The 23245-nt window shown below is 64.2% G+C and carries 19 protein-coding genes and 1 riboswitch; of the genes, 9 read left to right on the forward strand and 10 right to left on the reverse strand.

All coding sequences use genetic code 11. The annotated features are described in order from the left end of the window. Positions 1-23 precede the first annotated feature (23 nt). Both NKH28_RS13580 and NKH28_RS13585 read right to left on the reverse strand, forming a co-directional pair. Positions 24-1844, reverse strand: coding sequence for an ABC-F family ATP-binding cassette domain-containing protein (locus tag NKH28_RS13580; protein ID WP_352979172.1), 1821 nt, complete (start codon positions 1842-1844; stop codon positions 24-26). Positions 1845-1859: 15 nt separating this feature from the next. Beyond that, positions 1860-2504, reverse strand: coding sequence for a thiamine diphosphokinase (locus tag NKH28_RS13585; RefSeq protein ID WP_352450811.1), 645 nt, complete (start codon positions 2502-2504; stop codon positions 1860-1862). A gap of 127 nt (positions 2505-2631) precedes the next feature. After that, positions 2632-2746, forward strand: a riboswitch (TPP riboswitch). Between the two features lie 43 nt (positions 2747-2789). On the opposite strand from NKH28_RS13585, the gene thiB reads away from it, so the two are divergent. The 4 genes from thiB to NKH28_RS13605 all read left to right on the forward strand — a co-directional run bounded on the left by thiB (position 2790) and on the right by NKH28_RS13605 (position 8185). Then, a complete protein-coding gene (gene thiB, locus NKH28_RS13590; protein WP_352465718.1) occupies positions 2790-3803 on the forward strand; it encodes a thiamine ABC transporter substrate binding subunit in 1014 nt (337 codons plus the stop codon). A gap of 251 nt (positions 3804-4054) precedes the next feature. Beyond that, a complete protein-coding gene (gene thiP, locus NKH28_RS13595) occupies positions 4055-5674 on the forward strand; it encodes a thiamine/thiamine pyrophosphate ABC transporter permease (RefSeq protein ID WP_352979174.1) in 1620 nt (539 codons plus the stop codon). Further along, entirely contained in the window at positions 5671-6462 is a 792-nt protein-coding gene (thiQ, locus tag NKH28_RS13600; protein WP_352979176.1) for a thiamine ABC transporter ATP-binding protein, read from the forward strand. The genes thiP and thiQ overlap by 4 nt, the downstream gene beginning before the upstream one ends. A 253-nt stretch (positions 6463-6715) precedes the next feature. Further along, entirely contained in the window at positions 6716-8185 is a 1470-nt protein-coding gene (locus NKH28_RS13605; protein ID WP_023680559.1) for a M48 family metalloprotease, read from the forward strand. Between the two features lie 13 nt (positions 8186-8198). Here NKH28_RS13605 and NKH28_RS13610 read toward each other — a convergent pair whose 3' ends face one another. Further along, on the reverse strand, positions 8199-9056 hold the full coding sequence (locus NKH28_RS13610; RefSeq protein WP_254816490.1) for an RNA polymerase factor sigma-32: 858 nt from the start codon (positions 9054-9056) through the stop codon (positions 8199-8201). A 324-nt stretch (positions 9057-9380) separates the two neighbouring features. Here NKH28_RS13610 and NKH28_RS13615 point away from each other — a divergent pair, with 324 nt between their 5' ends. The 3 genes from NKH28_RS13615 to NKH28_RS13625 all read left to right on the forward strand — a co-directional run bounded on the left by NKH28_RS13615 (position 9381) and on the right by NKH28_RS13625 (position 11724). Continuing rightward, on the forward strand, positions 9381-10154 hold the full coding sequence (locus NKH28_RS13615) for an amino acid ABC transporter substrate-binding protein (protein ID WP_352768306.1): 774 nt from the start codon (positions 9381-9383) through the stop codon (positions 10152-10154). Positions 10155-10276: 122 nt separating this feature from the next. Next, entirely contained in the window at positions 10277-10957 is a 681-nt protein-coding gene (locus NKH28_RS13620; protein WP_352471183.1) for an ABC transporter permease subunit, read from the forward strand. Beyond that, positions 10954-11724, forward strand: a complete 771-nt coding sequence (locus NKH28_RS13625) for an amino acid ABC transporter ATP-binding protein (protein WP_352768303.1) — start codon at positions 10954-10956, stop codon at positions 11722-11724. The genes NKH28_RS13620 and NKH28_RS13625 overlap by 4 nt, the downstream gene beginning before the upstream one ends. A gap of 81 nt (positions 11725-11805) precedes the next feature. Here NKH28_RS13625 and NKH28_RS13630 read toward each other — a convergent pair whose 3' ends face one another. From NKH28_RS13630 to NKH28_RS13655, 6 genes are all read right to left on the reverse strand, one after another. Continuing rightward, entirely contained in the window at positions 11806-12387 is a 582-nt protein-coding gene (locus tag NKH28_RS13630) for a CarD family transcriptional regulator (protein WP_006327799.1), read from the reverse strand. Between the two features lie 368 nt (positions 12388-12755). Then, the gene (gene fdxA / locus NKH28_RS13635; RefSeq protein WP_292664799.1) at positions 12756-13094 is read right to left on the reverse strand and encodes a ferredoxin FdxA; all 339 of its coding nucleotides are present in this window, start codon (positions 13092-13094) and stop codon (positions 12756-12758) included. A 148-nt stretch (positions 13095-13242) separates the two neighbouring features. Then, positions 13243-13629 (reverse strand): RNA-binding S4 domain-containing protein, encoded by a 387-nt coding sequence (locus NKH28_RS13640; RefSeq protein ID WP_352489282.1) that lies wholly within the window; start codon positions 13627-13629, stop codon positions 13243-13245. 12 nt (positions 13630-13641) lie between these two features. Then, positions 13642-17049: a helicase-related protein gene (locus tag NKH28_RS13645; RefSeq protein ID WP_352979179.1), complete on the reverse strand. Its 3408-nt coding sequence runs from the start codon at positions 17047-17049 to the stop codon at positions 13642-13644. A gap of 731 nt (positions 17050-17780) precedes the next feature. After that, on the reverse strand, positions 17781-18506 hold the full coding sequence (phbB, locus tag NKH28_RS13650; RefSeq protein ID WP_352767641.1) for an acetoacetyl-CoA reductase: 726 nt from the start codon (positions 18504-18506) through the stop codon (positions 17781-17783). 103 nt (positions 18507-18609) lie between these two features. Beyond that, entirely contained in the window at positions 18610-19794 is a 1185-nt protein-coding gene (locus tag NKH28_RS13655) for an acetyl-CoA C-acetyltransferase (protein WP_352452508.1), read from the reverse strand. Between the two features lie 278 nt (positions 19795-20072). Here NKH28_RS13655 and phaR point away from each other — a divergent pair, with 278 nt between their 5' ends. Continuing rightward, on the forward strand, positions 20073-20681 hold the full coding sequence (gene phaR / locus NKH28_RS13660; protein WP_023678449.1) for a polyhydroxyalkanoate synthesis repressor PhaR: 609 nt from the start codon (positions 20073-20075) through the stop codon (positions 20679-20681). A 73-nt stretch (positions 20682-20754) separates the two neighbouring features. On the opposite strand, the gene NKH28_RS13665 is transcribed toward phaR, so the two are convergent. Continuing rightward, a complete protein-coding gene (locus tag NKH28_RS13665) occupies positions 20755-21903 on the reverse strand; it encodes a citrate/2-methylcitrate synthase (RefSeq protein ID WP_352452507.1) in 1149 nt (382 codons plus the stop codon). A 92-nt stretch (positions 21904-21995) separates the two neighbouring features. Between NKH28_RS13665 and NKH28_RS13670 the strand changes: the two genes are divergently transcribed. Further along, positions 21996-23084, forward strand: a complete 1089-nt coding sequence (locus NKH28_RS13670; protein ID WP_352979181.1) for a citrate synthase/methylcitrate synthase — start codon at positions 21996-21998, stop codon at positions 23082-23084. Positions 23085-23245 lie beyond the last annotated feature (161 nt).

Here is a 23245-nt window from a genome sequence, read left to right on the forward strand (position 1 = left end):
GACAAGGTGCTTGAACTCGCGAATTACCCCTCCATCTCCTCGCGCAGCATTTCCAGTTCCAGCCATTCCTCCTCGAGCGCTGCCAGTGTGACGCGCTCCTTGTCGAGCGCGGCAATCGTCTTCTGGAACGAGGCCGGATCGCGCTCGTAATAGGCCGGATCGGCGATGTTGTTCTCCAGCCGCGAGATCGAGGCCGACACCGCCTCGATCTTCTTGGGTAAGGTTTCCAGCGCGAATTTCTGCTTGAACGACAGTTTCTTGGCCGGGCCCTTCGGTGCGGCCGCTTCGTTCCTGCTTGCCGCCGTCGCGTCGCCCGTCTCGGCCTTTGGTCGCGCCTTGCGGTCGTCCAGCCTGGTGCCGCCGCGCTGCGCCAGCATGTCGGAATAGCCGCCGGCATATTCGATCCAGCGGCCGTCACCATCCGGCGCGATGATGCTGGTCACGGTGCGGTCGAGGAAATCGCGATCGTGGCTGACCAGGATCACCGTGCCGGCAAAGCCGGCGACCAATTCCTGCAGCAGCTCCAGCGTCTCCATGTCGAGGTCGTTGGTCGGCTCGTCGAGCACAAGCAGGTTTGCCGGCCGCGCCAAAACGCGGGCGAGGATCAGCCGCGCCCGCTCGCCGCCCGAAAGCTCGCGCACCGGCGTGCGCGCCTGTTCCGGCTTGAACAGGAAGTCTTTCATGTAAGAGACGACGTGGCGCTGCTCGCCATTGATGACGAGGTTCTCGCCGCGCCCGTCGGTGAGATACTGCGCCAATGTCTCCTGCGGGGCGACGGCTTCGCGCTTCTGGTCGAGCGTGGCGATCTCCAGATCTGTGCCGAGCCGCACCGTGCCCGCGTCCGGCTTCAATTCGCCGGTCAGCATCTTCAACAGCGTCGTCTTGCCGGCGCCGTTCGGCCCGACCAGACCGACGCGATCGCCGCGCTGGATGCGGGTCGAGAATCCCTTGACCACGGTCAGATCGCCAAAGCTCTTCTCGATGTTCTTGGCTTCGATCACCAGCTTGCCGGATTCGGCGGCGTCGCTGGCTGTCATCGTCGCCGCACCCTCGGCGCCGCGATGACCACGAAAGCGCTGGCGCATGGTCTGCAACTCACCGAGCCGGCGCATGTTGCGCTTGCGCCGCGCTGTCACCCCATAGCGCAGCCAGTGCTCCTCGCGGACGATCTGGCGACCGAGCTTGTGCTGCTCGCGCTCTTCCTCCTCCAGCACCGTGTCGCGCCATTCCTCGAAATAGCCAAAGCCCTTGTCGAGACGGCGGGTCTGGCCGCGGTCGAGCCAGATTGTGGCGCGTGACACGCGCTCGAGAAAACGGCGGTCATGCGAGATGACGACCAGTGCCGAGGAGGTGCGGGCAAGCTCCTCCTCCAGCCATTCGATGACCGAAAGGTCAAGATGATTGGTCGGCTCATCGAGGAGGAGAATGTCGGGCTCCGGCGCCATGACGCGGGCGAGGGCGGCGCGCCGCGCCTCGCCGCCGGAGAGGTCGTTCGGCCGTTCCTCGCCGGATAGGCCGAGATGCTCCATCAGGTAGGTGGCGCGGTAGGGATCGTCGGCCGGCCCGAGCCCCGCCTCGACATAGGCGCGGACAGTCGCAAAGCCGTCCATGTCGGGCATTTGCGGCAAGTAGCGCACGGTCGCCGATGGCTGGCGGAAGACTTCGCCGTCCTGCGGTTCGATCAGCCCGGCGGCGATCTTGAGGAGCGTCGACTTGCCAGAGCCGTTGCGGCCGACCAGGGCGATCTTGTCGCCAACTGAGGCTGTCAGGGCGGCACCATCTAGCAGCGGCGTGCCGCCAAAGGTCAGCTTTATCCCGTCGAGATTGAGAAGCGGCGGCGCCATGTCAGCTTTCTGGGCTCAGCTTTCCGGAAGAGGATAGGGATGCGCGAGCAGCAGCGCGCGGCCGCTGGCCAGCGCGATTTCCAACCGGCCCCTGACCTCGTTGGAAATGGTCAGCGACGAGCCGAACGCAACCTCGACATGGTCGAGCGGCCATTTGGCGCCGGTGACTGTCAGGCCGGCGAGATCCGAAAAGCCGAGCACCGAAAACAGCGTGCCGTCGGCATAGTCGAAGTCAGTCTTTCCCGGCAGCAAGGGAATGCCTTCCTGTGCGCCGCTGGTCAAAAGCACTTCCGTCCCGCCTTCCGCCAGCCGGACGCTCAGCGCCAGATGCAGGAAGATGTGGTCGGTACGTTTGCCGCCGAAGGCGCCTGCGAGCACAAGGCTGGTCGCACCACGTTCGAGTGCGGCGGCGATAGCGAGTTCACCGTCGGTCTTGTCTTTTTCGGCGGGAAACACCTGCCGTGGCACGGCGGCCAGATCCTCCGGCAACTCGGCAGGCACCGAATCGAAATCGCCGACCCAGAGTTCCGGCCTCAGGCCCAGCATGCGGGCATGGCCGATGCCGGCATCGGCGGCGATGACACGCGAGCCTTCGACCTGGCGGTCGAGCAGCGGCGTGCGGATGAGATCGCCGCCAAGCAGGATGGTGAATGTGCTCATATCTCGTGGCCCTTACCAGCCCTGCCCCGGAAACGGAAGATGAAACGGCAGACGAAACGGAAGGCTGGGCTTTGGATGCCCGGCAAACTTCCGCTTGCGCAGCACTTCCGCCGGGCCTATGTGTCGCAACGCTCTAACGGGGTGCCGGACGCGATTTTCGCGGACCGGCTGAGAGGCAAGACTGCCAACCCGCTGAACCTGATCCGGTTTGTACCGGCGGAGGGATTAGACGTTTCGGACAGCCCGACGCCTCAATTCCTTTCAACGCGAACGAAGGAGGCGCCGATGCGCAGTTTTTTCCACTCTCTTGTCTCAATTGTCCTGCTTGCGGCATCCGCGCTCGCCCTGCCAGGGCAGGCATCGGCACAGGATAGACTGACGGTCTATACCTATGAAAGCTTCACCGCCGATTGGGGTCCGGGACCGGCGGTGAAGAAGGCCTTCGAGGCCGAATGCAGTTGCGTCGTCGAATTCGTCTCGGTCGCCGACGGCGTGGCGCTGCTCAACCGTGTGAAGCTGGAAGGCGCCGCGACCAAAGCCGATATCGTACTTGGCCTCGATACCAACTTAACCGCCGACGCCAAGGCAACCGGCCTGTTTTCGCCGCACGGCGCCGTGTCGGGCGTCAGTGTGCCGGGCGGCTGGAGCGACGATATTTTCGTGCCGTTCGACTATGGCTATTTCGCCGTCGTCTACGATACCGAAAAACTGAAGAGCCCGCCGAAGAGCCTCAGGGAATTGGTCGAGGGCGATGCCGGAGAGAAGATCGTCATCCAGGATCCGCGCACCTCGACGCCGGGCCTTGGCCTGCTGCTGTGGGTCAAGTCGGTCTATGGCGACAAGGCGCCGGAAGCCTGGGCCAAACTCAAGGCGAAGGTGCTGACGGTAACGCCGGGCTGGAGCGAGGCCTACGGCCTGTTCACCAAGGGCGAGGCGCCGATGGTGCTGTCCTACACCACCTCGCCGGCCTACCACATGGTCGCCGAAAACACCGAGCGCTACCAGGCGGCGTCCTTCGAGGAGGGCGAATATCTGCAGATCGAGGTTGCGGGGATCACCACCAAGGGTGCGAAGAACCCGCTGGCAGAAAAGTTCATTGCCTTCATGACCGGACCGAAATTCCAGGATGTCATTCCCGAAACCAACTGGATGTTCCCGGCCGGCAAAACCGACAAGCCGCTCAACCCGGCGTTCGACAAGCTGGTCAAGCCGACCAAGACCTTGCTGTTCAGCCCGGAAGACGTCGCGGCCAACCGCAAGGCCTGGGTCGATGAGTGGCTTGCGGCGATGAGCAAGTAGGGCTCAAGCCTCGTCGGATGTTTGCGCCAAGCCACCCCCCTCTGGCCTGCCGGCCATCTCCCCCTCAAGGGGGGAGATCGGCAGCTTTGTCGCCTGTCCTCGTCCTGCCAGTTGTGAGATTGGCGAAGGCGGCTGAGTGCGCAATCTCCCCCCTTGAGGGGGAGATGGCCGGCAGGCCAGAGAGGGGTGGGCTCGGCCATTGTCAGGTATTTCCTTCGATCAACGCCTGTCGTAGCGTCGGGTAGCGCGACATGCGTACGCGTCATCCGGCCGATCCCCGCGTCACTGCCGGCATCGTCGCGCTCGCCGCCATCGCGCTGCTGATCGGCGGGGCATTCGCCGGGCTCGTCGTCGAAGCCACACGCGACCTGTCCGGCGCCGCCGCCGCTTTCGATTCCTATCTCTTGCGCGTCGTCCGTTTCACGCTCTGGCAGGCTCTGCTGTCGACCCTGCTCTCCGTTGCACCGGCGCTGTTCGTCGCGCGTGCCCTGTCGCGGCATCCACAGTTTTTCGGGCGAGACTTTATCCTGCAGCTTTTCGCCGTGCCGCTGGCGCTGCCGGCCATTGTTGCCGCACTCGGTGTCTTGGCGCTCTATGGCCGCGCCGGCTATTTTGCCGGCATGCTCGGCGCGCTAGGCGGCCAGAGCTGGCCCGGCATCTATGGCCTGTCGGGCATCCTCGTTGCCCATGTCTTCTTCAACCTGCCGCTGGCGGCGCGGCTGTTCCTGGAGGCGTTGCAGACCGTGCCGGCCGACCAATGGCGGCTGGCGAGCCAGCTTGGCATGGGGGCTGCGCCGGCCTTCCGGCTGATCGAATGGCCGGCATTGCGTGCGGCCCTGCCGGGCGTTGCCGGGCTCGTTTTCATGCTGTGCATCACCTCCTTCACCATCGTGCTTACGCTCGGCGGCGGGCCGCGCGCGACGACGCTCGAGGTTGCCATATACCAGGCGCTGCGTTTCGACTTCGACCCGGCGCGGGCGGTGACGCTGATCCTGCTGCAGATTGCCCTGACCTTCGTCGTCGTGCTGGCCTTGACGCGGCTCGGCGCCAATATGGTCGGGGATGCCAATCTGCCGGTGGCGCCGCGCCGGTATTTTTCAGCCGGTGCGGCCGAGACCGTGCTGAACGCATTGGCGATCGGGCTCGCACTGCTGTTTGTCGCAGGGCCGATGGCGGCCACGTTGGCAGCCGGGCTTGGCGCCGATCTCGGCCGCCTGGCCGGCGAGAGCGCGGTGCGGCAAGCGACGGCGACCAGTGCCGTGCTCTCCCTCCTATCGGCGCTGCTCTCTGTGGCGTTGTCGCTGTCGCTGGTCATGGCGCGCCGGGCGCTGGCGCTCACCCGGCGGCAGGGCCGGCGGACACTGCTCGAACATCTGGCCGACACCGGTGCGGGGTTCGTCCTGGTGGTGCCGCCCATCGTCATCGGCGCCGGCTGGTTCCTGCTCTTGCGGACCGTCGGCGATGTCTTTGCGATCGCCCCTGTCATGGTCATTACGGTCAATGCGGTGATGGCGATGCCGTTCGCCATCCGCGCCATCCGCCCCGCCTATGACGCGGCGAGCGAACGCCACGAACGGCTCTGCGCACAGCTTGGCATCTCGGGCTGGAACCGGTTGCGGCTGGTCGACTGGCCGTCGCTACGGCGGCCGCTCGCCACCGGCTTCGCTTTCGCCATGGCGCTGTCGCTCGGCGATCTCGGCGTCATTGCGCTATTCGGCAGCGATTCCGTGCAGACCTTGCCCTATCTGCTGCTGGCACGCATGGGCAGTTACCGCACCGAGGATGCGGCCGGGCTGGCGCTGCTGCTCGGCCTTGTCTGCCTGGCGCTGGTGTTGGCCGCGGACTGGCTGGGAAGGAGGGAGAAATCATGATGCCGACCAGCCCGGAACGGTCCATTTCGGTGGAAAAAGGCGCGGCCGTACGACTCGATAATGTCTCGTTCAGCTATGGTGAAACGCCGCTTATATTCGATGTTGATTTCCCGGCGTCGGAAATCACCGCCATTATGGGGCCGAGCGGTTCGGGAAAGTCGACGCTGCTCAATCTGGTGGCCGGCTTCGAGACGCCGCGGTCGGGCCGCGTTCTGATCGGCGGCGCCGACGTCAGCACTGCGCCGCCATCAGCGCGGCCGGTATCGATGGTGTTCCAGGAAAACAACCTGTTTGCCCATCTGTCCCTCGAGCAGAATGTCGGGCTCGGCCGCTCGCCTTCGCTCAGGCTGAGCGAGGCTGACCGCGCCGCAATCGCCGCAGCGCTTAAGCGCGTCGGCCTTGCCGGCAAGGAAAGCCGGCTGCCGCGCGAACTCTCGGGCGGCGAGCGGCAGCGCGTCGCGCTCGCCCGGGTCCTGGTGCGCGACCGGCCGGTGCTGTTGCTCGACGAGCCGTTCGCTTCGCTCGGACCGGCACTGCGCGACGACATGCTCGACCTGGTGGCCGACGTCCATTCGGAGCAGCGCATGACGGTGCTATTCGTCACGCACCAGCCGGACGATGCGCGCCGTATCGGCCAAAACATGATTTTCCTGGATGGTGGCACGGTTGCCGCGACCGGCACCGCGGCCGATTTTTTCGTCGGGGCTGGACCGGAGGCATTCCGACGCTATATCGGCTCGGGTCCGTTTGCGGCTGGATCACGAGATGTTGCCCGGAAGCGGACATAATTTATGGTCAAACCGGCGGAAGGCGAAGCGGCGCTTGCTTGCCATGGTCGAGGTAGTGTGGCTAGGTCCGCCAGGAGCTGGTCCGGCCTAGACCGTGATTTGCCCTTGCTGCCTCGTATCTGTCGGACGCACGAAGGACGCCGTAGCACTTGATTTGCGCGTGATGCTTTCCGGAAATCGCGCCCGATTTTCGCGGTCACGTGCCAGGACTTGAAAGGAAGCCGATCTGCCGACCGGCATCGACAATCGGAGGGTGAAACCGCTGGCGCGCTTTCTGGCGCTGGCCGGTCTTGCCGTGGCGCTGGCAAGCTGCCAGATGTTCACGCCTCCCGACGTGCAGGAATCGGGCTTCCAGCCCTCAGACAAGCCGATCACGGTCGACAATGTCGCCGCCAACGGCAAGCTCGCTCAACTGGCGAAGGCGCAGCACCCGCGCATCCTCGCCACCTATGGCGGCGAGTATTCCGACCCCAAGCTCGAGCGCATGGTGGCCAAGATCGTCGGCAGACTGACCGTGGTGTCGGCCAACCCGACCCAGACCTACCGCATCACCATCCTCAACTCGCCCAATGTCAATGCCTTCGCGCTGCCGGGCGGCTATCTCTACATCACCCGCGGGCTGCTGGCGCTGGCCAACGATTCCGCCGAGCTTGCCGCCGTCATCGCGCATGAGATGGGCCACGTTACCGCCAACCACGGCCTGCAGCGCCAGCAGCTGGAAGCCGAAGAGGGGTTGGCGACCAAGGTCGTTTCGGACGTGCTCGGCGACAACCCGACGGCCAAGGCGGCGCTGATCCGCGGCAAGCTGAGGCTGGCCCAGTTCTCGCGCAATCAGGAGCTGGAGGCGGACGCCATCGGCATCAAGTCGATCGGCGAAGCCGGTTTCGATCCCTACGCCGCCGGCCGCTTCCTGCAGTCGATGTCGGCCTATACCGATTTCCGCTCGATCAGCGGCGCCACCGACGCCAGCCTCGACTTCCTGGCGACGCACCCCAACACGCCGCAGCGAATCGATCTCGCGCAGCGCCACGCCCGCCAGTTCGGCGCGCCCGGTGTCGGGTCGCGCGACCGCGATTCATTTCTTGCCGGCGTAGACGGGCTGCTTTACGGCGACACGCCGGAGGAAGGCTACGTGCGCGGCGAAACCTTCCTGCACCCTGGCCTCGGCGTGTCGTTCTCGGTGCCCAACGGTTTCGTCATCGACAATTCGGCGGCGGCGGTGACGGCGACCGGCCCGGGCGACATGGCGATCCGCTTCGACGGCGTTTCGATCGACAAGAACCGCTCGCTGACCGACTACATCCGCAGCGGTTGGGTTGCCGGCCTCGACGACAGCAGCGTGCGCCAGGAGACGATCAACGGCAACGAAGCGGCAACCGCGCATGCCGGCGCCGATGGCTGGCAATTCGATATTGCGGTGATCCGCGCCGGCGGCCAGGTCTACCGCTTGCTGACCGCGGCACCTTCGGCCAGCACCTCGCTGAGCACGGTGGCGCGCTCGGTCAGCGGCTCGTTCCGCATCCTGAGTGCTGCCGAGAAGGCAGCGTTGAAGCCACTGCGTATCCGCATCGTCACGGTGCAGCCCGGCCAGACGATGGGCTCCCTGGCCGCACAGATGGTCGGCGTCGACCGCAAGCTGGATTTGTTCAGGGTGCTCAACGCGCTGTCGCCGGGTGCCGCGGTTTCGGCCGGCGACAAGGTGAAGATCGTCACCGACAAATAGCAGGCGACGCGATTCAGGCTGCGAGAAATTCCGGATTCTGCTTTACCAGCGCCGCCTTGAGCTTTTCCATGGCGCGCGCCTCGATCTGCCGGACACGTTCCTTGGAGATGCCGAGCGTCTCGCCGAGCGCTTCGAGCGTCGCGCCCTCGTCGCTCAGCCGGCGTTCCTCGATAATCCTGAGCTCGCGCGCATTGAGAGCGCCGAGTGCCGTCTTCAGCCACACCGAGCGGCGTTCGACGTCGATCGTATCGCCGACGACCTCATCGGGCAGCGGGTCATCCGAAACCAGGAACTCCATCCGCTCGGTTGCGCCCGCATCGTCGGCTAGCGGCGTGTTGAGCGAGCTGTCCGGCGCCGAAAGGCGGGAATCCATCATCGCCACATCGGCTTCCGATACCCCGAGAGCCGCCGACACTTCGCGGTAGAGCGTGGCATTCGACGTCTGCTCGGCGCCGTTTGCCAGGCGGGCGCGCAGACGCCGCAGGTTGAAGAACAGCGCCTTTTGCGCCGAGCTGGTGCCGCCGCGCACGATCGACCAGTTGCGCAGGATATAGTCCTGCATCGAGGCGCGAATCCACCAAGTCGCGTAGGTCGAGAACCGCACCTCGCGCTCGGGTTCGAAACGGGCCGCGGCCTCCAGCAGCCCGACATGGCCTTCCTGGATCAGGTCGCCCAGCGGAAGGCCGTAGTGGCGAAACCGCGACGCCATGGAAATGACCAGCCGCATATGCGCGACGGTGATGCGGTGCAGCGCGTGCTGGTCATTGTTTTCCTTCCAGCGCAGCGCCAGGAGATGCTCTTCGTCACGTTCCAGATAAGGGGCTTTCATCGCCGCGCGAACCATGGTCCGTCCTGCACTGTCTTCCATCATGCCGCGCTCCTGCTTCAGGCGTTGCGGTGCGATCGAATCGTGAGTTGGCGCCGATGGTTGAAATGGCGGCGCCGCGCCCTACAACAGCGAAGAACGTGCCATGCGGGGGAATGTTCCCCCGGACTGTCATGTCGATTGCGCTGTTCCAGGCGATTCGCCGCCGGCCTTGACTCAGCCGGATGGCGCCGGGAGATGCTGGTTGAGAATTGGATTTCAAGGGCGCGGGATTTTTGAAATTCAGTTTCTTATTCTGGCATCGCGCATCTGTCATTTTCCGGCACTCGCAATGACGCCGGACACCGGCCAAGGACGGATCACAGAAAAATGAAATGGCTCAAATCGCTCATCATCGCCGGAACGCTGCAGGTTCTGGCCATCGCCGCCGGTCACGCCGGCGCCAATCTCGACCAGATCAAGCAGTCCGGCGTCTTCAAGGTCGGCACAGAAGGAACCTATGCGCCCTTCACCTATCATGATGCTTCCGGCGCGCTGGTCGGCTTCGACGTCGAGATCGCGCGCGCCATCGCCGAGCGCCTCGGCGTCAAAGCCCAGTTCCTCGAAGGCAAATGGGACGGGCTGATCGCCGGTCTCGACGCCAACCGCTACGATGCCGTCATCAACGAGGTCGGCATCACCGAGGCGCGCAAGGCCAAATATGCTTTCTCCGATCCCTACATCGCCTCCAAGGCGGTGCTGATCGTGCGCGGCGACAACACCGACATCAAGGGTTTCGCCGATCTCAAGGGCAAGAAGGCGGCGCAATCGCTGACCTCGAATTTCGGCAAGCTGGCTGAAACCAATGGCGCCGAGCTCGTCGGCACCGACGGCTTCGACCAGTCGATCCAGCTGCTTCTTACGGGCCGCGCCGACGCCACCATCAATGACAGCCTGTCCTTCCTCGACTTCAAGAAGCACAAGCCCGACGCCAATGTGAAGATTGCCGCCCAGGAAGAAAACGCCGACTATTCCGGCGTCATCGTGCGCAAGGGCGATCCGGAACTGGTGGCCGCCATCAATAAGGCGCTGGCCGACATCAAGGCCGACGGCACCTACAAGAAAATCGCCGACACCTATTTCGGCCAGGACGTTTCGAAGTAAAACGGCTTTCTCGTGTGGGCCGAACGCAGGCCCACGTCGTTCATATCGCGGCGAGCTGTCTTTTGACGGCCCGCCGCTTTCGCGTGATATGAGCGACGGCAATCTGGCAAGGAGGAGCCTTCGTGCCGCACTGGCTGCAATTGATGCTGGAATCCCTGCCTACGCTGCTATGGGCTGCACTGATCTTCACCGTGCCGCTGACGCTGCTGTCGTTTGCGTTCGGTCTTGTCCTAGGCCTGGTTGTGGCGCTTGTCCGGCTGTTCGGTCCCAAACCGCTGGTCGCCGTGGTCCGCTTCTACGTCTGGATATTCCGCGGCACGCCGCTTCTCGTGCAACTGTTCCTTATCTTCTACGGCCTGCCATCGGTCGGCATCCTGCTCGACGCCTTTCCGGCAGCACTGATCGGCTTCACCTTGAACATCGGTGCTTATTCATCGGAAATCATCCGCGCCGTCATCGGTTCGGTGCCCAAGGGCCAGTGGGAAGCGGCCTATTCGATCGGCATGACCTGGGCCCAGGCAATGCGGCGCACCATTCTTCCACAGGCGGGGCGCGTCGCCGTGCCGCCGCTGTCCAACACCTTCATCTCGCTGGTCAAGGACACTTCGCTCGCCGCCGCCATCACCGTGCCGGAGATGTTCCAGGCAGCGCAGCGCATCGTCGCCACCACCTATGAGCCGCTGATCCTCTATGTCGAGGCAGCGGCCCTCTATCTGATCATGAGCTCCGTGCTGTCGGCCTTGCAGGCGCGGCTGGAAACGCGGCTCAACCGTTATGGCGGCTTCCTGGAGGCGCGCGCATGATCGGCCTCACCAACATTGAAAAGCGTTTCGGCGACAATCTTGTGCTGAAGGGCGTGACCGTCACCATCGAGGAAGGCAGCGTTACGGCGCTTGTCGGACCGTCGGGCGGAGGGAAGAGCACGCTTTTGCGCTGCATCAACCTGCTCGAGCTGCCGACTTCAGGCACGGTACGGATCGGCGACGATGCACTCGAATTCCGCCCCGGCGGCAGGGTCTCGACCAGGGATATCCAGCGGCTGCGGCTGCAGACCGGCATGGTGTTCCAGAATTTCCAGCTGTTTCCGCATCGCACCGCGATCGAGAACATCATGGAGGGGCTGGTGACGGTGCTGAAATGGCCCAAGGAGAGGGCGCGCGAACGGGCGCTGGCCCTGCTCGAAAAGGTCGGCATGGCGCACAAGGCCGATGCCTGGCCGGCGACGCTGTCAGGTGGCCAGCAGCAGCGCGTGGCGATTGCCCGGGCGCTGGCGCCTTCGCCGAAAGTCCTGCTCTGCGACGAGCCGACCTCGGCACTCGATCCGGAACTGGCGCAGGAGGTGGTCGATGTGCTCGGCAAGCTCGCCAGCGAGGGCACGACCATGGTGATGGCGACGCATGATCTGCGGCTCGCCTCCAAGATCGCGCGGGAAGTGGTGTTCCTCGATGCCGGCAACATCGTCGAACAAGGCCCGGCCGCGGTGCTGTTCAGCAACCCGGAGCGCCAGCGGACCAAGCGGTTCATCGCCACGCTGAAGCACGAGGCGGAAAGGGAGGGCGGCGAAGGTTAGGTATGCCTCGTCGCCGGTCAGCTAAGACAAAAAAACCCGGCGCAAGGCCGGGTTTTTTGTGAATTCGAAGACGAGAAAAACTCAGGCAGCTTCTTCCTGCTCGGCTTCCTCGTTGTCGGCCTTGGCGCCGCGCTTGGGACCCTTGTTGAGGTTCACCTCGATGAGGCGGACCGCTTCGGTCTCCGACATGCGGTTGACGGCCGCGATCTCGCGGGCCATGCGGTCGAGGGCCGCCTCGTAGAGCTGGCGCTCGGAATAGGACTGCTCCGGCTGGTTATCGGCGCGGTAAAGGTCGCGCACCACTTCCGAGATCGAGATCAGATCGCCGGAGTTGATCTTGGCATCATATTCCTGGGCACGGCGTGACCACATGGTGCGCTTGACGCGGGCGCGGCCCTGCACGACCTTCAGCGCGCGCTCGACATAATCCTCTTCCGACAGCTTGCGCATGCCGATCGAGGTCGCCTTGGCGACCGGCACCTTGAGGCGCATCTTGTCCTTCTGGAAGTCGATGACGAACAGCTCCAGCTTGTGGCCCGCGACTTCCTGCTCATCAATCGAGACGATCTGGCCGACACCATGCGCCGGATAAACGATGTATTCGCCGGTCTTGAAACCGTGGCGCGCTGCGGTGGACTTCTTCTGCGGGGTGATCGTTGCCATTACGCCCTGAACTCCTTGTTGTGGTACCGGCATCGTGCCGGCCCGAACTCGTGCGACCGGGGTGACCGGTCCTTAGCCACACAACGATGAACTCACCGGAAAGGCCAGGACCGGCAAATCGCAACATTGCGACCGCCTGCCCCAGATCGCTCTGGTCCGGATTGAGAAATTCACCTTTCAGTGATTTGGGGCGTTTGCGCCATAAATCGACGTTGTGTCACCGGCATGTTTGGCTCATATAACACAAAAAGTCGGAAGAATCAAGGTTTTGCTGCACGCGCGAAGGCCGCGCGCCGTCGCCGCCTGTCAAGGCAGTTAATGTATCACGTCTGTTACGCGGCGTCAGGCCGCCGCAGCCGGCAGGCTCGTCAGTCGCCTTCGCCGGGCTCCGGGGAGAAATATTTCTCGAACTTGCCAGTTTCGCCATCGAAATTTTTAGCGTCGGCCGGCGGCTCCTTCTTGGCGGTGATGTTGGGCCATTTCTCGGCATATTCGGTGTTGATCTGCAGCCATTTGTCGAGACCCGATTCGGTGTCGGGCTTGATTGCGTCGGCCGGGCATTCCGGTTCGCAGACGCCGCAATCGATGCACTCGTCCGGGTGGATGACGAGCATGTTCTCACCTTCGTAGAAGCAGTCGACCGGACAGACCTCGATGCAGTCCATGTATTTGCATTTTATGCAATTGTCGGTCACGACATAGGTCATTGGTCGGCTCCGGGACGTCCCATTTTGTTGGGCTTTTTTGGTGAGGTAACGCCTTTGTCCGCCGGTGGCAAGGGCGGCCCCTGCCAGCGGTGCCGCGGTTTCCGGAATGGAATTCCGGAAGGCCGGCAAAGCGGGCGTTCGACCTTGCTCAATCGTCGCCGAGCAGGTGGTCGGTCTGGCGGCGTTCCTTCTTCGTCGGGCGACCGCTGCCGGCCTCGCGCAACGGCGGCACCGCATCCGGGAGCGCCTCGCCCTTGGGCGCGGGGGGCGGCGACATGTCCTCGTAGAGCAGGCGGGCCTCTTCGGCCGGGCCACGCCGTACGCCGGTGCCAAGGACTTTCCAGACGAAGATCCGCCGCTCCAGCGTGATGGTCAAAACGTCGCCCGGCCGGACCGTGTCGGAGGCCTGCGCTGCTTTGTCGCGATTGATGCGGACGCGTCCGGCGACGACCAGCCTGGCTGCCAGCGTGCGCGATTTTACCGCGCGCGAGAAGAACAACCACTTGTCGATGCGCTGGCGGGCATCAGTGACCATTGGACGAGCAGCTTACTTCTTCAGCTGGTCGCGCAACGCGGCGAGCTTGGCGAACGGCGAGTCCGGGTCGAAGCGGACCGGGCGTTCCTCACGCGGCTTTGGCTGGAAGGCGGGTTTTGCGCCTTGGGCGCCGCCTTTGCCGTCCTGCCGGCCAGCCTTCCAGTCGGGCCGGTTTTCGCGCCGGTCCGGGCGTTCACCTTGCGGCTTGCCGGCGCGCTGCTCTGCCGCCTCGCCTTGCGGCCTGGGCTTGAACTTGCTGCGATCGAAGCGTGGCTTGCCGGCGCCGTCGCGCTGGTCGTGGCGCCCCTGACGGGCGGGCCGGTCGCCCGGCGTCGCTTGCCCGCCGGCATCTGTCGGCGCATCGCTGCGGCTGTCCGGCGCAGCTTGACCACTGCGCGCGCGATTGTCCCGATGATTGTCCCGGGGGCGGTTGTCATGCTGGCGATGACGCGGGCGCTGGTCGAAACGACCCTGCCGCCACAACAGGATGGGTTTTGGCTCCTCGGCTTCTGGAGCAGCTTCGCCGGCGATGGCTCCTGCCGTCGCTGCAGGTTCGGCCGGCGATGCTTCCGTAGTGTCGGAAACCGGCGGCTCTGCCGGTGCCGCAGCCTCAGTTTCCGCCCCAAGTTCCGCCGTTGGCTCGGCCGCTGGTTCCGCAGGCGCTTCAGCAGTCGCCTCCGCGGCGGGCCGGGTCTCTTGCGTGACTTCTGCCGCAGCTTCAGGGGCTGGAGCTTCCGCGACAGGCTCTGCCGTCGCTTCGGTCACAGCTTCGGCCGCCGCCTCCGCAACAGGAGCCGCATCCGACACAGGTTCCGAAGCCTCCGCCGGCGGCTCTGCCGCGGCAGATGCTTCCGCCATCCTCGCCTGCTCGACGCGCGCAGTCTCTTCCGCCGCCTGCTTTGCAGCGGCAGCTTCACGCGCGGCATTGTCCTGTGCTTCGAGCCGCGCCTTGACCTCGGCCGCCGGTTTGGCATCGGCGCGATAGCCGAGTCCCTTCAGGATTTCTTCCATGTCGTCGGCGGTGGCGCCGAGAATCGACATCATCGGCGGCGTCACCATGAAGGACTGGCCGTCATAGGCGCCGCCGGGCCGAGGGCCGAGGCCCGGCTTCCAGTTGGTCGCCGGCCGGATCAGGTCGGCCAGCCGTTCGAGAATATCGACGCGTACAGCACGCCGGCCAAGATTGCGGTAGCCGGCAAGCTTGTAGAAGGTCTTGTCGAAGGTCGGATCGATGACCACCGAGGTGCGGCCGGAGGCCAGTGCGTGAACGACATCGCCGAAACCGGGCTTGTCCTTGCCGTCGTTTCTCAGCGCCCACAGCAGCGTTATCAGCCCGGCCGGCGCCGGCTTGATCAGCGCCGGCACGAAGACATGGTAGGCGCCGAAGCGCACGCCGAGACGGCGAAGCGCCGCGCGGCCTTCCTGGTCGAGCGATTTCATCTCGTCGGCGATGTCGCGACGGTTGATGAGACCGAAATGCTCGACGAGCTGGAAAGCAATGCCGCGGCCGATGCCGGTGATCTGCTCGGCATTCTTGAGGTCGACCAGCGGCTTCAGCAGGGATTCGATCTGGAAGTTTACGAAGCGCTCGGCGCGCGCCGCAACCTTGTCGCGTGCCGGGCCGGTGAGTTGCTCGTCGGCCAGCAGAACCAGACGCGGCTTCAAAGCGTCTTCGCCGGCGACCAGCGTGCCGATCGGCGCGCCGATCCAGCGCAGCGTGCCATCCGAACCCAGCGCGATGTCGCCATTGGCCGAGGCGCCGAAGCGCTCGGCCCGCGCCTCGAACTCGGCGGCAAGCGCCTTCTGCGCCGCCGCCCGCACCGCCTTGGCGTCTTCGCCGCCGGCGCTCTGGTCGGCGGTGAAGCGGAAACCTTGCAACTCGCCGACGTGATGGCCTTCGACGAGGACGGTTCCGGTTGGGCTGATTTCGGCTTCAGGCATCGTGTTTTCTCTAAGGCGCCGCATGAGGACGGAAGTCCTGCGGTCTACAAAACGTTTCGTCAACCGCTCATGCAGCGCATCGGACAATCTGTCTTCGATTTCGCGCGTCTTTTCCTGCCAGTGTGCCCGATCGGCCAGCCAGCCGGGCCTGTTGGAAACGAAGGTCCATGTGCGGATCTGGGCAATCCTGTGCGACAGCGTGTCGATGTCGCCTTCGGTGGTGTCGGCACGGCGCACCTGCTCGGCCATGTAGTTCTCGTCGACATGGCCATGCCTGGCAAGGTCCATGTAAATGGAGGCAATCAAGTCGGCGTGCTGGGCCGGCGCGATCTTCCTGTAGTCGGGCAGCGCGCAGGCTTCCCACAGCAGCGCCACGCGCCTGGCATCGGTGGTGAGTGCCCGGACGTCCTCGTCGCGCGACAGATGCTCGAGCGCCTGTGCGTCTACTGCCGGCAGCGCGCGCGTCAGGCCTTCGACCGGGGCGTTGGTCTCGATCGAGCGCTTCAGCGCATCGAGGCTGGCGAAATCGAAATGCGCGGTACGCCACTGCAGCACTTTCACCGGATCGAAATCATGCGCCTCGATCTTGTTGACCAGTTCATCATCCAGCGGATCGACCTGGCCGGTGACGCCGAAGGTGCCATCGCGCAGATGCCGGCCGGCGCGGCCGGCAATCTGGCCGAGCTCGGCCGCCGTCAGGTTGCGGTACTGGTAGCCGTCGAATTTGCGATTCTGGGCGAAGGCGACGTGGTCGAGGTCGAGGTTGAGGCCCATGCCGATGGCGTCGGTGGCGACGAGGTAGTCGACGTCGCCCGACTGGAACAGCGCTACCTGGGCGTTGCGGGTGCGCGGGCTGAGTGCGCCGAGCACGACGGCGGCACCGCCCTGCTGGCGGCGGATCAGCTCGGCGATGGCATAGACCTCGTCGGCCGAGAAGGCGACGATCGCGGTGCGCCGCGGCAGGCGGGTCAGCTTCTTCGAGCCGGCATAGGCAAGATGCGACAGGCGTGGCCGGGTCACCACCGACACGCCCCGCAGCAGGCGCTGCAGGATGCCGTGCATCGTGGCCGCGCCCAGCAGCAGCGTCTCCTGCCGGCCGCGCAGATGCAGGATGCGATCGGTAAAGATGTGTCCGCGTTCGAGATCGCCGGCGAGCTGGACCTCGTCGATGGCAACGAAGGCGGCGTCGGTCTCGCGCGGCATCGCTTCCACGGTGCAGACCGAGTATTTCGCGCCCGCCGGCTGGATCTTTTCCTCGCCGGTGATGAGCGCCACCTTATGGGCGCCGACCTTCTCGCAGACGCGCGTATAGACCTCGCGGGCAAGCAGCCTGAGCGGCAGGCCGATGACGCCGCTTTCGTGCGCCACCATGCGTTCGATGGCGAGATGGGTCTTGCCGGTGTTGGTCGGGCCGAGCACGGCCGTCACGTCTCGACCCGACAGGATCAGCGGTTCAGTATGTTTCGGATGGATGTTCATCGGCCTGGAAATAAGGCTCTCTGCCTCGCATTGTCGGGAGCGCGCCCATATTGGCCGCGTATGACAGGCGACACATAGGGATTTCGGGTGCGAAGCGAAAGCGGAATATGCCGAGGGCAGGCCGATTGGTTGGTTCGAAGCCAGAAAATCTGTTCCCGATTAACAGTTGGAACGAGTCTGGAACGAATCAGCGACGAATCACTGACTCGCGCTGATTCAGGGTTTGTTCACGGCTACATCTGGGTTTTCTGTCGGCATACCTCACCACATGCTGAATCACGGAAACTGGCCCGATTTATGCAAGCGGCATCCAAGCGAGCACTGCGGTTAACCTTTGCCGGTGAATGGTCGTGGCTGGCCAACCTGCTTCGCACAACATTATGAAATTATTGATGTTTCCTAATGCGCTTTAATCATTTCGCGGGTGTTTTCAGCTCTCGCCGTTAACGCTCCGCTCAAAGCCGGAACGAATCGGCGACGAATCAGCGATAGCTGAAGTTTCTTGGTTTGTTCACCGCAACATGTTGTGTCGTGAACAGCTTTTCCACCGAGAATCCACAGGCTGCCGGGCGGCTTTTGCACAAGCTGCGAGTTTGCCGTTAACCTTTGCGTGCCGGATTGGGGCAGCGTGCTGCATCGAGATCTTGCAACGGGAAGACCGCTATAGAAACGGGCCGTTTTGCAGGCCCGTTCGTCCAAGCGCGGATCTGTCTCAACGTAAAGACAAACGATCAGGCGACGTACTGGCCGCCATTGGCTGATATGGTCGAGCCGGTGATGAAACCGGCATCGTCGGAAGCGAGGAAGACGACGCAGCGCGCGATCTCCTCCGGCTCGCCGAGACGGCCGACCGGGATGTGCGGGATGACGCGCTCGTTGAGGACCTTCTCGTCCATTGCCTTGACCATCTCGGTGGCGATGTAGCCGGGGCAAATGACGTTGACGGTGATGCCGGCGCGCGCGCCTTCCTGGGCCAGTGCCTTGGTGAAGCCGATATCGCCGGCCTTCGAGGCCGAATAATTGACCTGGCCGACCTGGCCTTTCTGGCCGTTGATCGAGGAGATGGTGATGATGCGACCGAACTTACGGTCGCGCATGCCGCCCCACAATGGATGCGTCATGTTGAAGACGCCAGAAAGGTTGGTGTCGAGGACCTCTTTCCATTGCTCGCGCGTCATCTTATGGAACATCGCGTCGCGAGTGATGCCGGCATTGTTGACCAGCACCGAGACGGGACCGAGATCGGCCTCTATCTGTTTGATGCCGGCGGCGCAGGCCTCGTAGTCGGCGACGGACCATTTATAGACCGGGATGCCGGTCGCGGCCTTGAACTTTGCCGCCGCTTCTTCATTGCCGGCGTAGTTTGCGGCGACCGAATAGCCGGCGCTTTTCAAGGCGACCGATATCGCCGCGCCGATGCCGCGCGACCCGCCTGTGACGATTGCAACCTTTGTCATATGTCCTCCCGGGAAATGCAGATGACTGAGCGTTGAAGCGGTGGGGTTTGCCCTCTTTCCCTACTCGCTTTGCGCCAGCATCCTATTCGTATCGCTTATCTCATCACAATGCTTCCACGCACATGGCAACACCCATGCCGCCGCCGATGCACAGCGTGGCAAGGCCTTTCTTGGCACTTCTGCGGCGCATCTCGTAGACCAGCGTGTTGAAGATGCGGGCGCCCGAGGCGCCGACCGGATGGCCGATGGCGATGGCGCCGCCATTGACGTTGACGATGGCCGGATCCCAGCCCATGTCCTTGTTGACGGCGCAGGCCTGCGCGGCAAAGGCCTCGTTGGCTTCGACCAGATCGAGGTCGCCAACCGACCAGCCGGCCTTGGCCAGCGCCTTGCGCGAGGAGGGGATCGGTCCCGTCCCCATGATCTGCGGGTCGACACCGGCGGTCGCCCAGGAAACGATACGCACCAGCGGTGTGATGCCGCGCCTTGCGGCTTCCGCTTCGGTCATCAGCACCACGGCGGCGGCGCCGTCGTTGATGCCGGAAGCATTGGCAGCCGTCACCGTGCCTTCCTTGTCGAAGGCGGGCTTGAGCTTGGTCATGGCATCGATTGTCGCGCCGTGGCGGATGTATTCATCCTGGTCGACTACGGTGTCGCCCTTCCTGCCCTTGACTGTAAAGGCAACGATCTCGTCCTTGAATTTCCCGGCTTTCTGCGCGGCCTCGGCCTTGTTCTGGGAAGCCAGTGCGAACTGGTCCTGGTCGTCGCGGGTGATCTGAAACTGGCGGGCGACGTTCTCAGCGGTGTTGCCCATATGATAGCCGTAGAAGGCATCGGTCAGGCCGTCCTTGATCATGGTGTCGATCAGCTTGAAGTCGCCCATCTTGACGCCACCGCGCAGATGTTGCGCATGCGGAGCCATCGACATCGATTCCTGGCCGCCGGCAACGATGATTTTTGCATCGCCCTGGGCGATCTGCTGCATGCCGAGCGCGATAGCGCGCAAGCCCGAGCCGCAGAGCTGGTTCAGGCCCCAGGAGGTCGCCTCCTGCGGTACGCCGGCAGCCATTGCCGCCTGCCGCGCCGGGTTCTGCCCTTGAGCCGCGGTCAGAATCTGGCCGAGAATGACCTCGTCCACCTCCTTGCCGTCGACGCCGGCACGGACCAGCGCTTCCCTGACGGCGACGGCACCCAATTCATGGGCTGGGGTGTTGGCGAAGGCGCCGTTGAAGGAGCCGACGGGCGTGCGCGCTGCACTGGCGACAACGATGGCGTTGGAAGCGGACATGTTCTTCTCCAGGCTTTCGGGGAATGATTTCGGGTGCCGTCGGGGACTTTTCTTGCCCTTTCCACAACCCGAGTCAAACCCGAAATGGGCATGGCGTCCCACTCCCGCAAGTATGCCGCCCGTCGCTGCAACGGCGGCCCGTCCGTGCTGCGCAGCATAAAATGTTCCCGCACTGCACAAACTGCTTGGATTCATGACGCTTTTGCGCATATCCTTTAAAAAGGCGCAATCGTTACCGGCGGCTTACTTAAGCTGCCCGGTGTCCGGGGAGGATGCAGATGGCCGCAAAAGACGAACCTATTGTTATCAAGAAATATGCCAATCGCCGTCTCTACAATACGGGCACCAGCACCTATGTGACGCTCGAGGATCTCGCTGAAATGGTCAAAAGAGGCGAGGACTTTACTGTCCAGGACGCCAAGACCGGTGACGACATCACGCATCCGGTACTGACCCAGATCATCTTCGAGCTGGAGAACAAGGACGGGCAGAACATGCTGCCGATCCCGTTCCTGCGTCAGCTCATCGCCTATTACGGCGACCAGATGCAGATGATCGTGCCGAGCTTTCTCGAACAGTCGATGCTGGCCTTCTCGAAGGAGCAGGAGCGCTTTCGCGAGCAGATGAAAGATGCGCTCGGCAAGTCGCCGATGGACATGATGAAGATCGCTACGCCGATCAAGGTGCTGGAGGAGCAGACGCGGCGCAACATGGAAATGTTCCAGAACGCCATGCGGCTGTTCACGCCGTTCCCGCCCGCGGGCTCGGCGCCGGCAGCAGCGCCGGCCGAACCGGCCAGGAAGGAAACGCCGGAAAAACCCGACGACCTTCAGGAGCTGAAGGAGCAGATCGCCGCGATGCAGCGCAAGCTCGACACGATGTCCTGACTGCCGGCTGGCGAAGTGCAGCGTCGGACCTTCCTTCAGGTGCTGCTGAGACTTCGCAAGCAGCGCGGCTAGACTAGAGCTGCTCCGGCAGCGGTCCCTGGTAGCGGGCGCGTGGCCGGATCAGGCCGTTGCTCGTCACCTGCTCCACGGCATGCGCGGCCCAGCCGACGCTGCGGCCGAGCGCGAACAGGCGGAACGGCGCATCGGACGGCAAACGGAGACCGCGCGTCAGCGCGGCCAAAGCGAAATCGACGTTCGGGCGCATGCCCGTTGCCGCAAAGGCCGCATCGCAAAGCCGTAACAGCCCATCATCGACATCTATCGCGGCCAGCAACGGTTCCGCACGCGGATCGCCGTCGGGATAAAGCGGATGGCCAAATCCGGGCAGCGGCCTGTCGTGACCGAGCCAGCGTCCGACAGCCGCGTCCGGCCCCAATCTCTGCGCATCTTCCGCCAGCATCATGACCGCCTCCGCGGCGCCGCCATGACGCGGCCCGGAGAGCGTGGCGAGGCCGGCAAGCAGGCAGGCCGAAACAGGTGCGCCGGTGGACGCGGCGACCCGTGCGGCGAAGGTCGATGCGTTCAATTCGTGATCGGCCAACAGTACCAGTGAGCGGCGGATCAAGTCTGCGCCGGCCGCATCGAGCGACCATCCCCGCGCCAGCCTTTCGTGCACGGCACCAGTTCCGGGAATCGCGCCGAGCGCCTGGGCCAAAGCGGCGATGGCGCCGGCCGCATCGTGGTTGAGCGAAGCCGATCTTCGGCCGAGCGAAGGCCGGCCGTTGGCCGCCAACGCGGCCAATTCCGCGAAGGCAGCCGGCCGGCCAGTTGCGCCGTTGCCATGGCGGCTCGCCGAGACGAACGACACCGGTGCGTCAGATGCCCAAAGCAGGTTTGCCGTCTGCTCCAGCGTGGCAGCCTCGCAGAGAGCAACCGCATCCTGGCCGCGATAGACAAGGCGGCCATGCAAAACGGTCGAGATCGTGGTGGCGATCGCCGGCTCACCCCAGGCAATTGCACTTTCGGCGATTGCCTGCGGATTTCGGCCACGAGCCCGCCGGCTCGCCAGCGCCGCGATGTCGTCGGCGCGATACTGGCTGCGGCGTGGATCCGCCCGGTCCGGCCGCACGCCGATGCGCCCGCGGCTGACATAGGCATAGAGGGTCTGGGCTCGCACCTTGAGACGCTTCAGGGCTTCGTCCCGCGTCAGCCACTCCGTCATGTCAGCCTTGTCATGTTGATTCCGTTGATCAAGATTGATGGTCCAGTCACCAACCCTTATCTACCACCCGGAAAGGGTCAAGGAGAAAACCGATGGCGAATGGGCTCGATGATGTTGTGGCGGCGGAAACGGTGCTCTCCGATGTCGACGGTCTTGGTGGCCGCCTGACCATCCGGGGCCATTCGTTGCCCGAACTGGCAGGTCGCTGGAAATACGCCGAGGTGGTTCATCTGCTGTTCGACGGCTTTTTCGACGATCTTCCCGACGGCAGCGCGCTGGCGAACGCGATCGGTCGGGCGCGCAGCGAAGTGTTCGAGCAGATCAAACCCTTGCTGCCGTTTCTCACATCCGTCGATATCTACAGCGCGATGCGCGCCGGTATTGCCCTGCTGCCGGATGGTGACAAATTGTCGGACGCGCTGCGGCTGGTTGCGGCACCTGCCGTGCTGACGCCGGCCTTGCTGCGCTTGCAGCGCGGCGAACGCCCGATTGCGCCCGATAGCAAGGCCGATCATGCCGCCGACATGCTGCGGATGCTGACCGGCATTGCGGCCTCGCCTAAATTGGCGAAGGCGCTCGATGCCTATCTCGTGACGGTTTGCGACCACGGCCTCAACGCATCGACCTTCGCCGCGCGCGTGGTCTCTTCGACGCAGGCCGGGCTTACTTCGGCGGTGCTGGCCGGGCTCGGAGCGCTCAAGGGGCCGCTGCATGGCGGCGCGCCAGGTCCGGTGATCGAGATGCTGGATGCGATCGAGGCGCATGGCGACGCCGCCGGCTGGCTGCGTAGCGAGATCGCGCGTGGCCGCCGCATCATGGGCTTCGGCCATCGCATCTATCGCGTGCGCGATCCGCGTGCCGACGTGCTGAAAGCGGTGGTGCGCCAGCTCGGCGCCAGGGGCGAAAGCGGCCACCGGCTGGCGTTTGCCGAAAGCGTGGAGCAAGCGGCGCTCGAAGTGCTTCGCATCGCCAAGCCGTCGCGCTCGCTCCAGACCAATGTCGAGTTCTTCACAGCGCTCCTGCTGGAAGCGGCGGGCTTTCCGAAAGAGGCGTTCACCAACGTCTTTGCTGCCGGGCGCGTCGCCGGCTGGATTGCCCATGCGCGCGAGCAGCAGACGAGCGGACGGCTGATCCGGCCGCAGTCGCGCTATATCGGGCCGGTGCCGGACCTCGTCGCCTGAGGATTTTTCCCTCGCATACTTGCGAAAACCGGTCGCAACAGCCGGTGCCGAACACCTCTCTCGTCGGGACGAGAGAGGTCTACATGACAAAAATTTCATGTCATTGCTCCACACATCCGCTGTTCTTGGGTGACAGAGAGCCTATATGTTGCAGTGCAGCA

This window comes from Mesorhizobium sp. M1227, from assembly GCF_040318315.1.
GTDB lineage: Bacteria > Pseudomonadota > Alphaproteobacteria > Rhizobiales > Rhizobiaceae > Mesorhizobium.

Bases quoted from the DNA above. Each gene is read 5' to 3' on its own strand.
- NKH28_RS13580 (WP_352979172.1), bottom strand. From the start codon at position 1,844: ATGGCGCCGCCGCTTCTCAATCTCGACGGGATAAAGCTGACCTTTGGC.
- NKH28_RS13585 (WP_352450811.1), bottom strand. From the start codon at position 2,504: ATGAGCACATTCACCATCCTGCTTGGCGGCGATCTCATCCGCACGCCG.
- thiB (WP_352465718.1), top strand. From the start codon at position 2,790: ATGCGCAGTTTTTTCCACTCTCTTGTCTCAATTGTCCTGCTTGCGGCA.
- thiP (WP_352979174.1), top strand. From the start codon at position 4,055: ATGCGTACGCGTCATCCGGCCGATCCCCGCGTCACTGCCGGCATCGTC.
- thiQ (WP_352979176.1), top strand. From the start codon at position 5,671: ATGATGCCGACCAGCCCGGAACGGTCCATTTCGGTGGAAAAAGGCGCG.
- NKH28_RS13610 (WP_254816490.1), bottom strand. From the start codon at position 9,056: ATGATGGAAGACAGTGCAGGACGGACCATGGTTCGCGCGGCGATGAAA.
- NKH28_RS13615 (WP_352768306.1), top strand. From the start codon at position 9,381: ATGAAATGGCTCAAATCGCTCATCATCGCCGGAACGCTGCAGGTTCTG.
- NKH28_RS13625 (WP_352768303.1), top strand. From the start codon at position 10,954: ATGATCGGCCTCACCAACATTGAAAAGCGTTTCGGCGACAATCTTGTG.
- NKH28_RS13630 (WP_006327799.1), bottom strand. From the start codon at position 12,387: ATGGCAACGATCACCCCGCAGAAGAAGTCCACCGCAGCGCGCCACGGT.
- fdxA (WP_292664799.1), bottom strand. From the start codon at position 13,094: ATGACCTATGTCGTGACCGACAATTGCATAAAATGCAAATACATGGAC.
- NKH28_RS13640 (WP_352489282.1), bottom strand. From the start codon at position 13,629: ATGGTCACTGATGCCCGCCAGCGCATCGACAAGTGGTTGTTCTTCTCG.
- NKH28_RS13645 (WP_352979179.1), bottom strand. From the start codon at position 17,049: ATGAACATCCATCCGAAACATACTGAACCGCTGATCCTGTCGGGTCGA.
- phbB (WP_352767641.1), bottom strand. From the start codon at position 18,506: ATGACAAAGGTTGCAATCGTCACAGGCGGGTCGCGCGGCATCGGCGCG.
- NKH28_RS13655 (WP_352452508.1), bottom strand. From the start codon at position 19,794: ATGTCCGCTTCCAACGCCATCGTTGTCGCCAGTGCAGCGCGCACGCCC.
- phaR (WP_023678449.1), top strand. From the start codon at position 20,073: ATGGCCGCAAAAGACGAACCTATTGTTATCAAGAAATATGCCAATCGC.
- NKH28_RS13665 (WP_352452507.1), bottom strand. From the start codon at position 21,903: ATGACGGAGTGGCTGACGCGGGACGAAGCCCTGAAGCGTCTCAAGGTG.
- NKH28_RS13670 (WP_352979181.1), top strand. From the start codon at position 21,996: ATGGCGAATGGGCTCGATGATGTTGTGGCGGCGGAAACGGTGCTCTCC.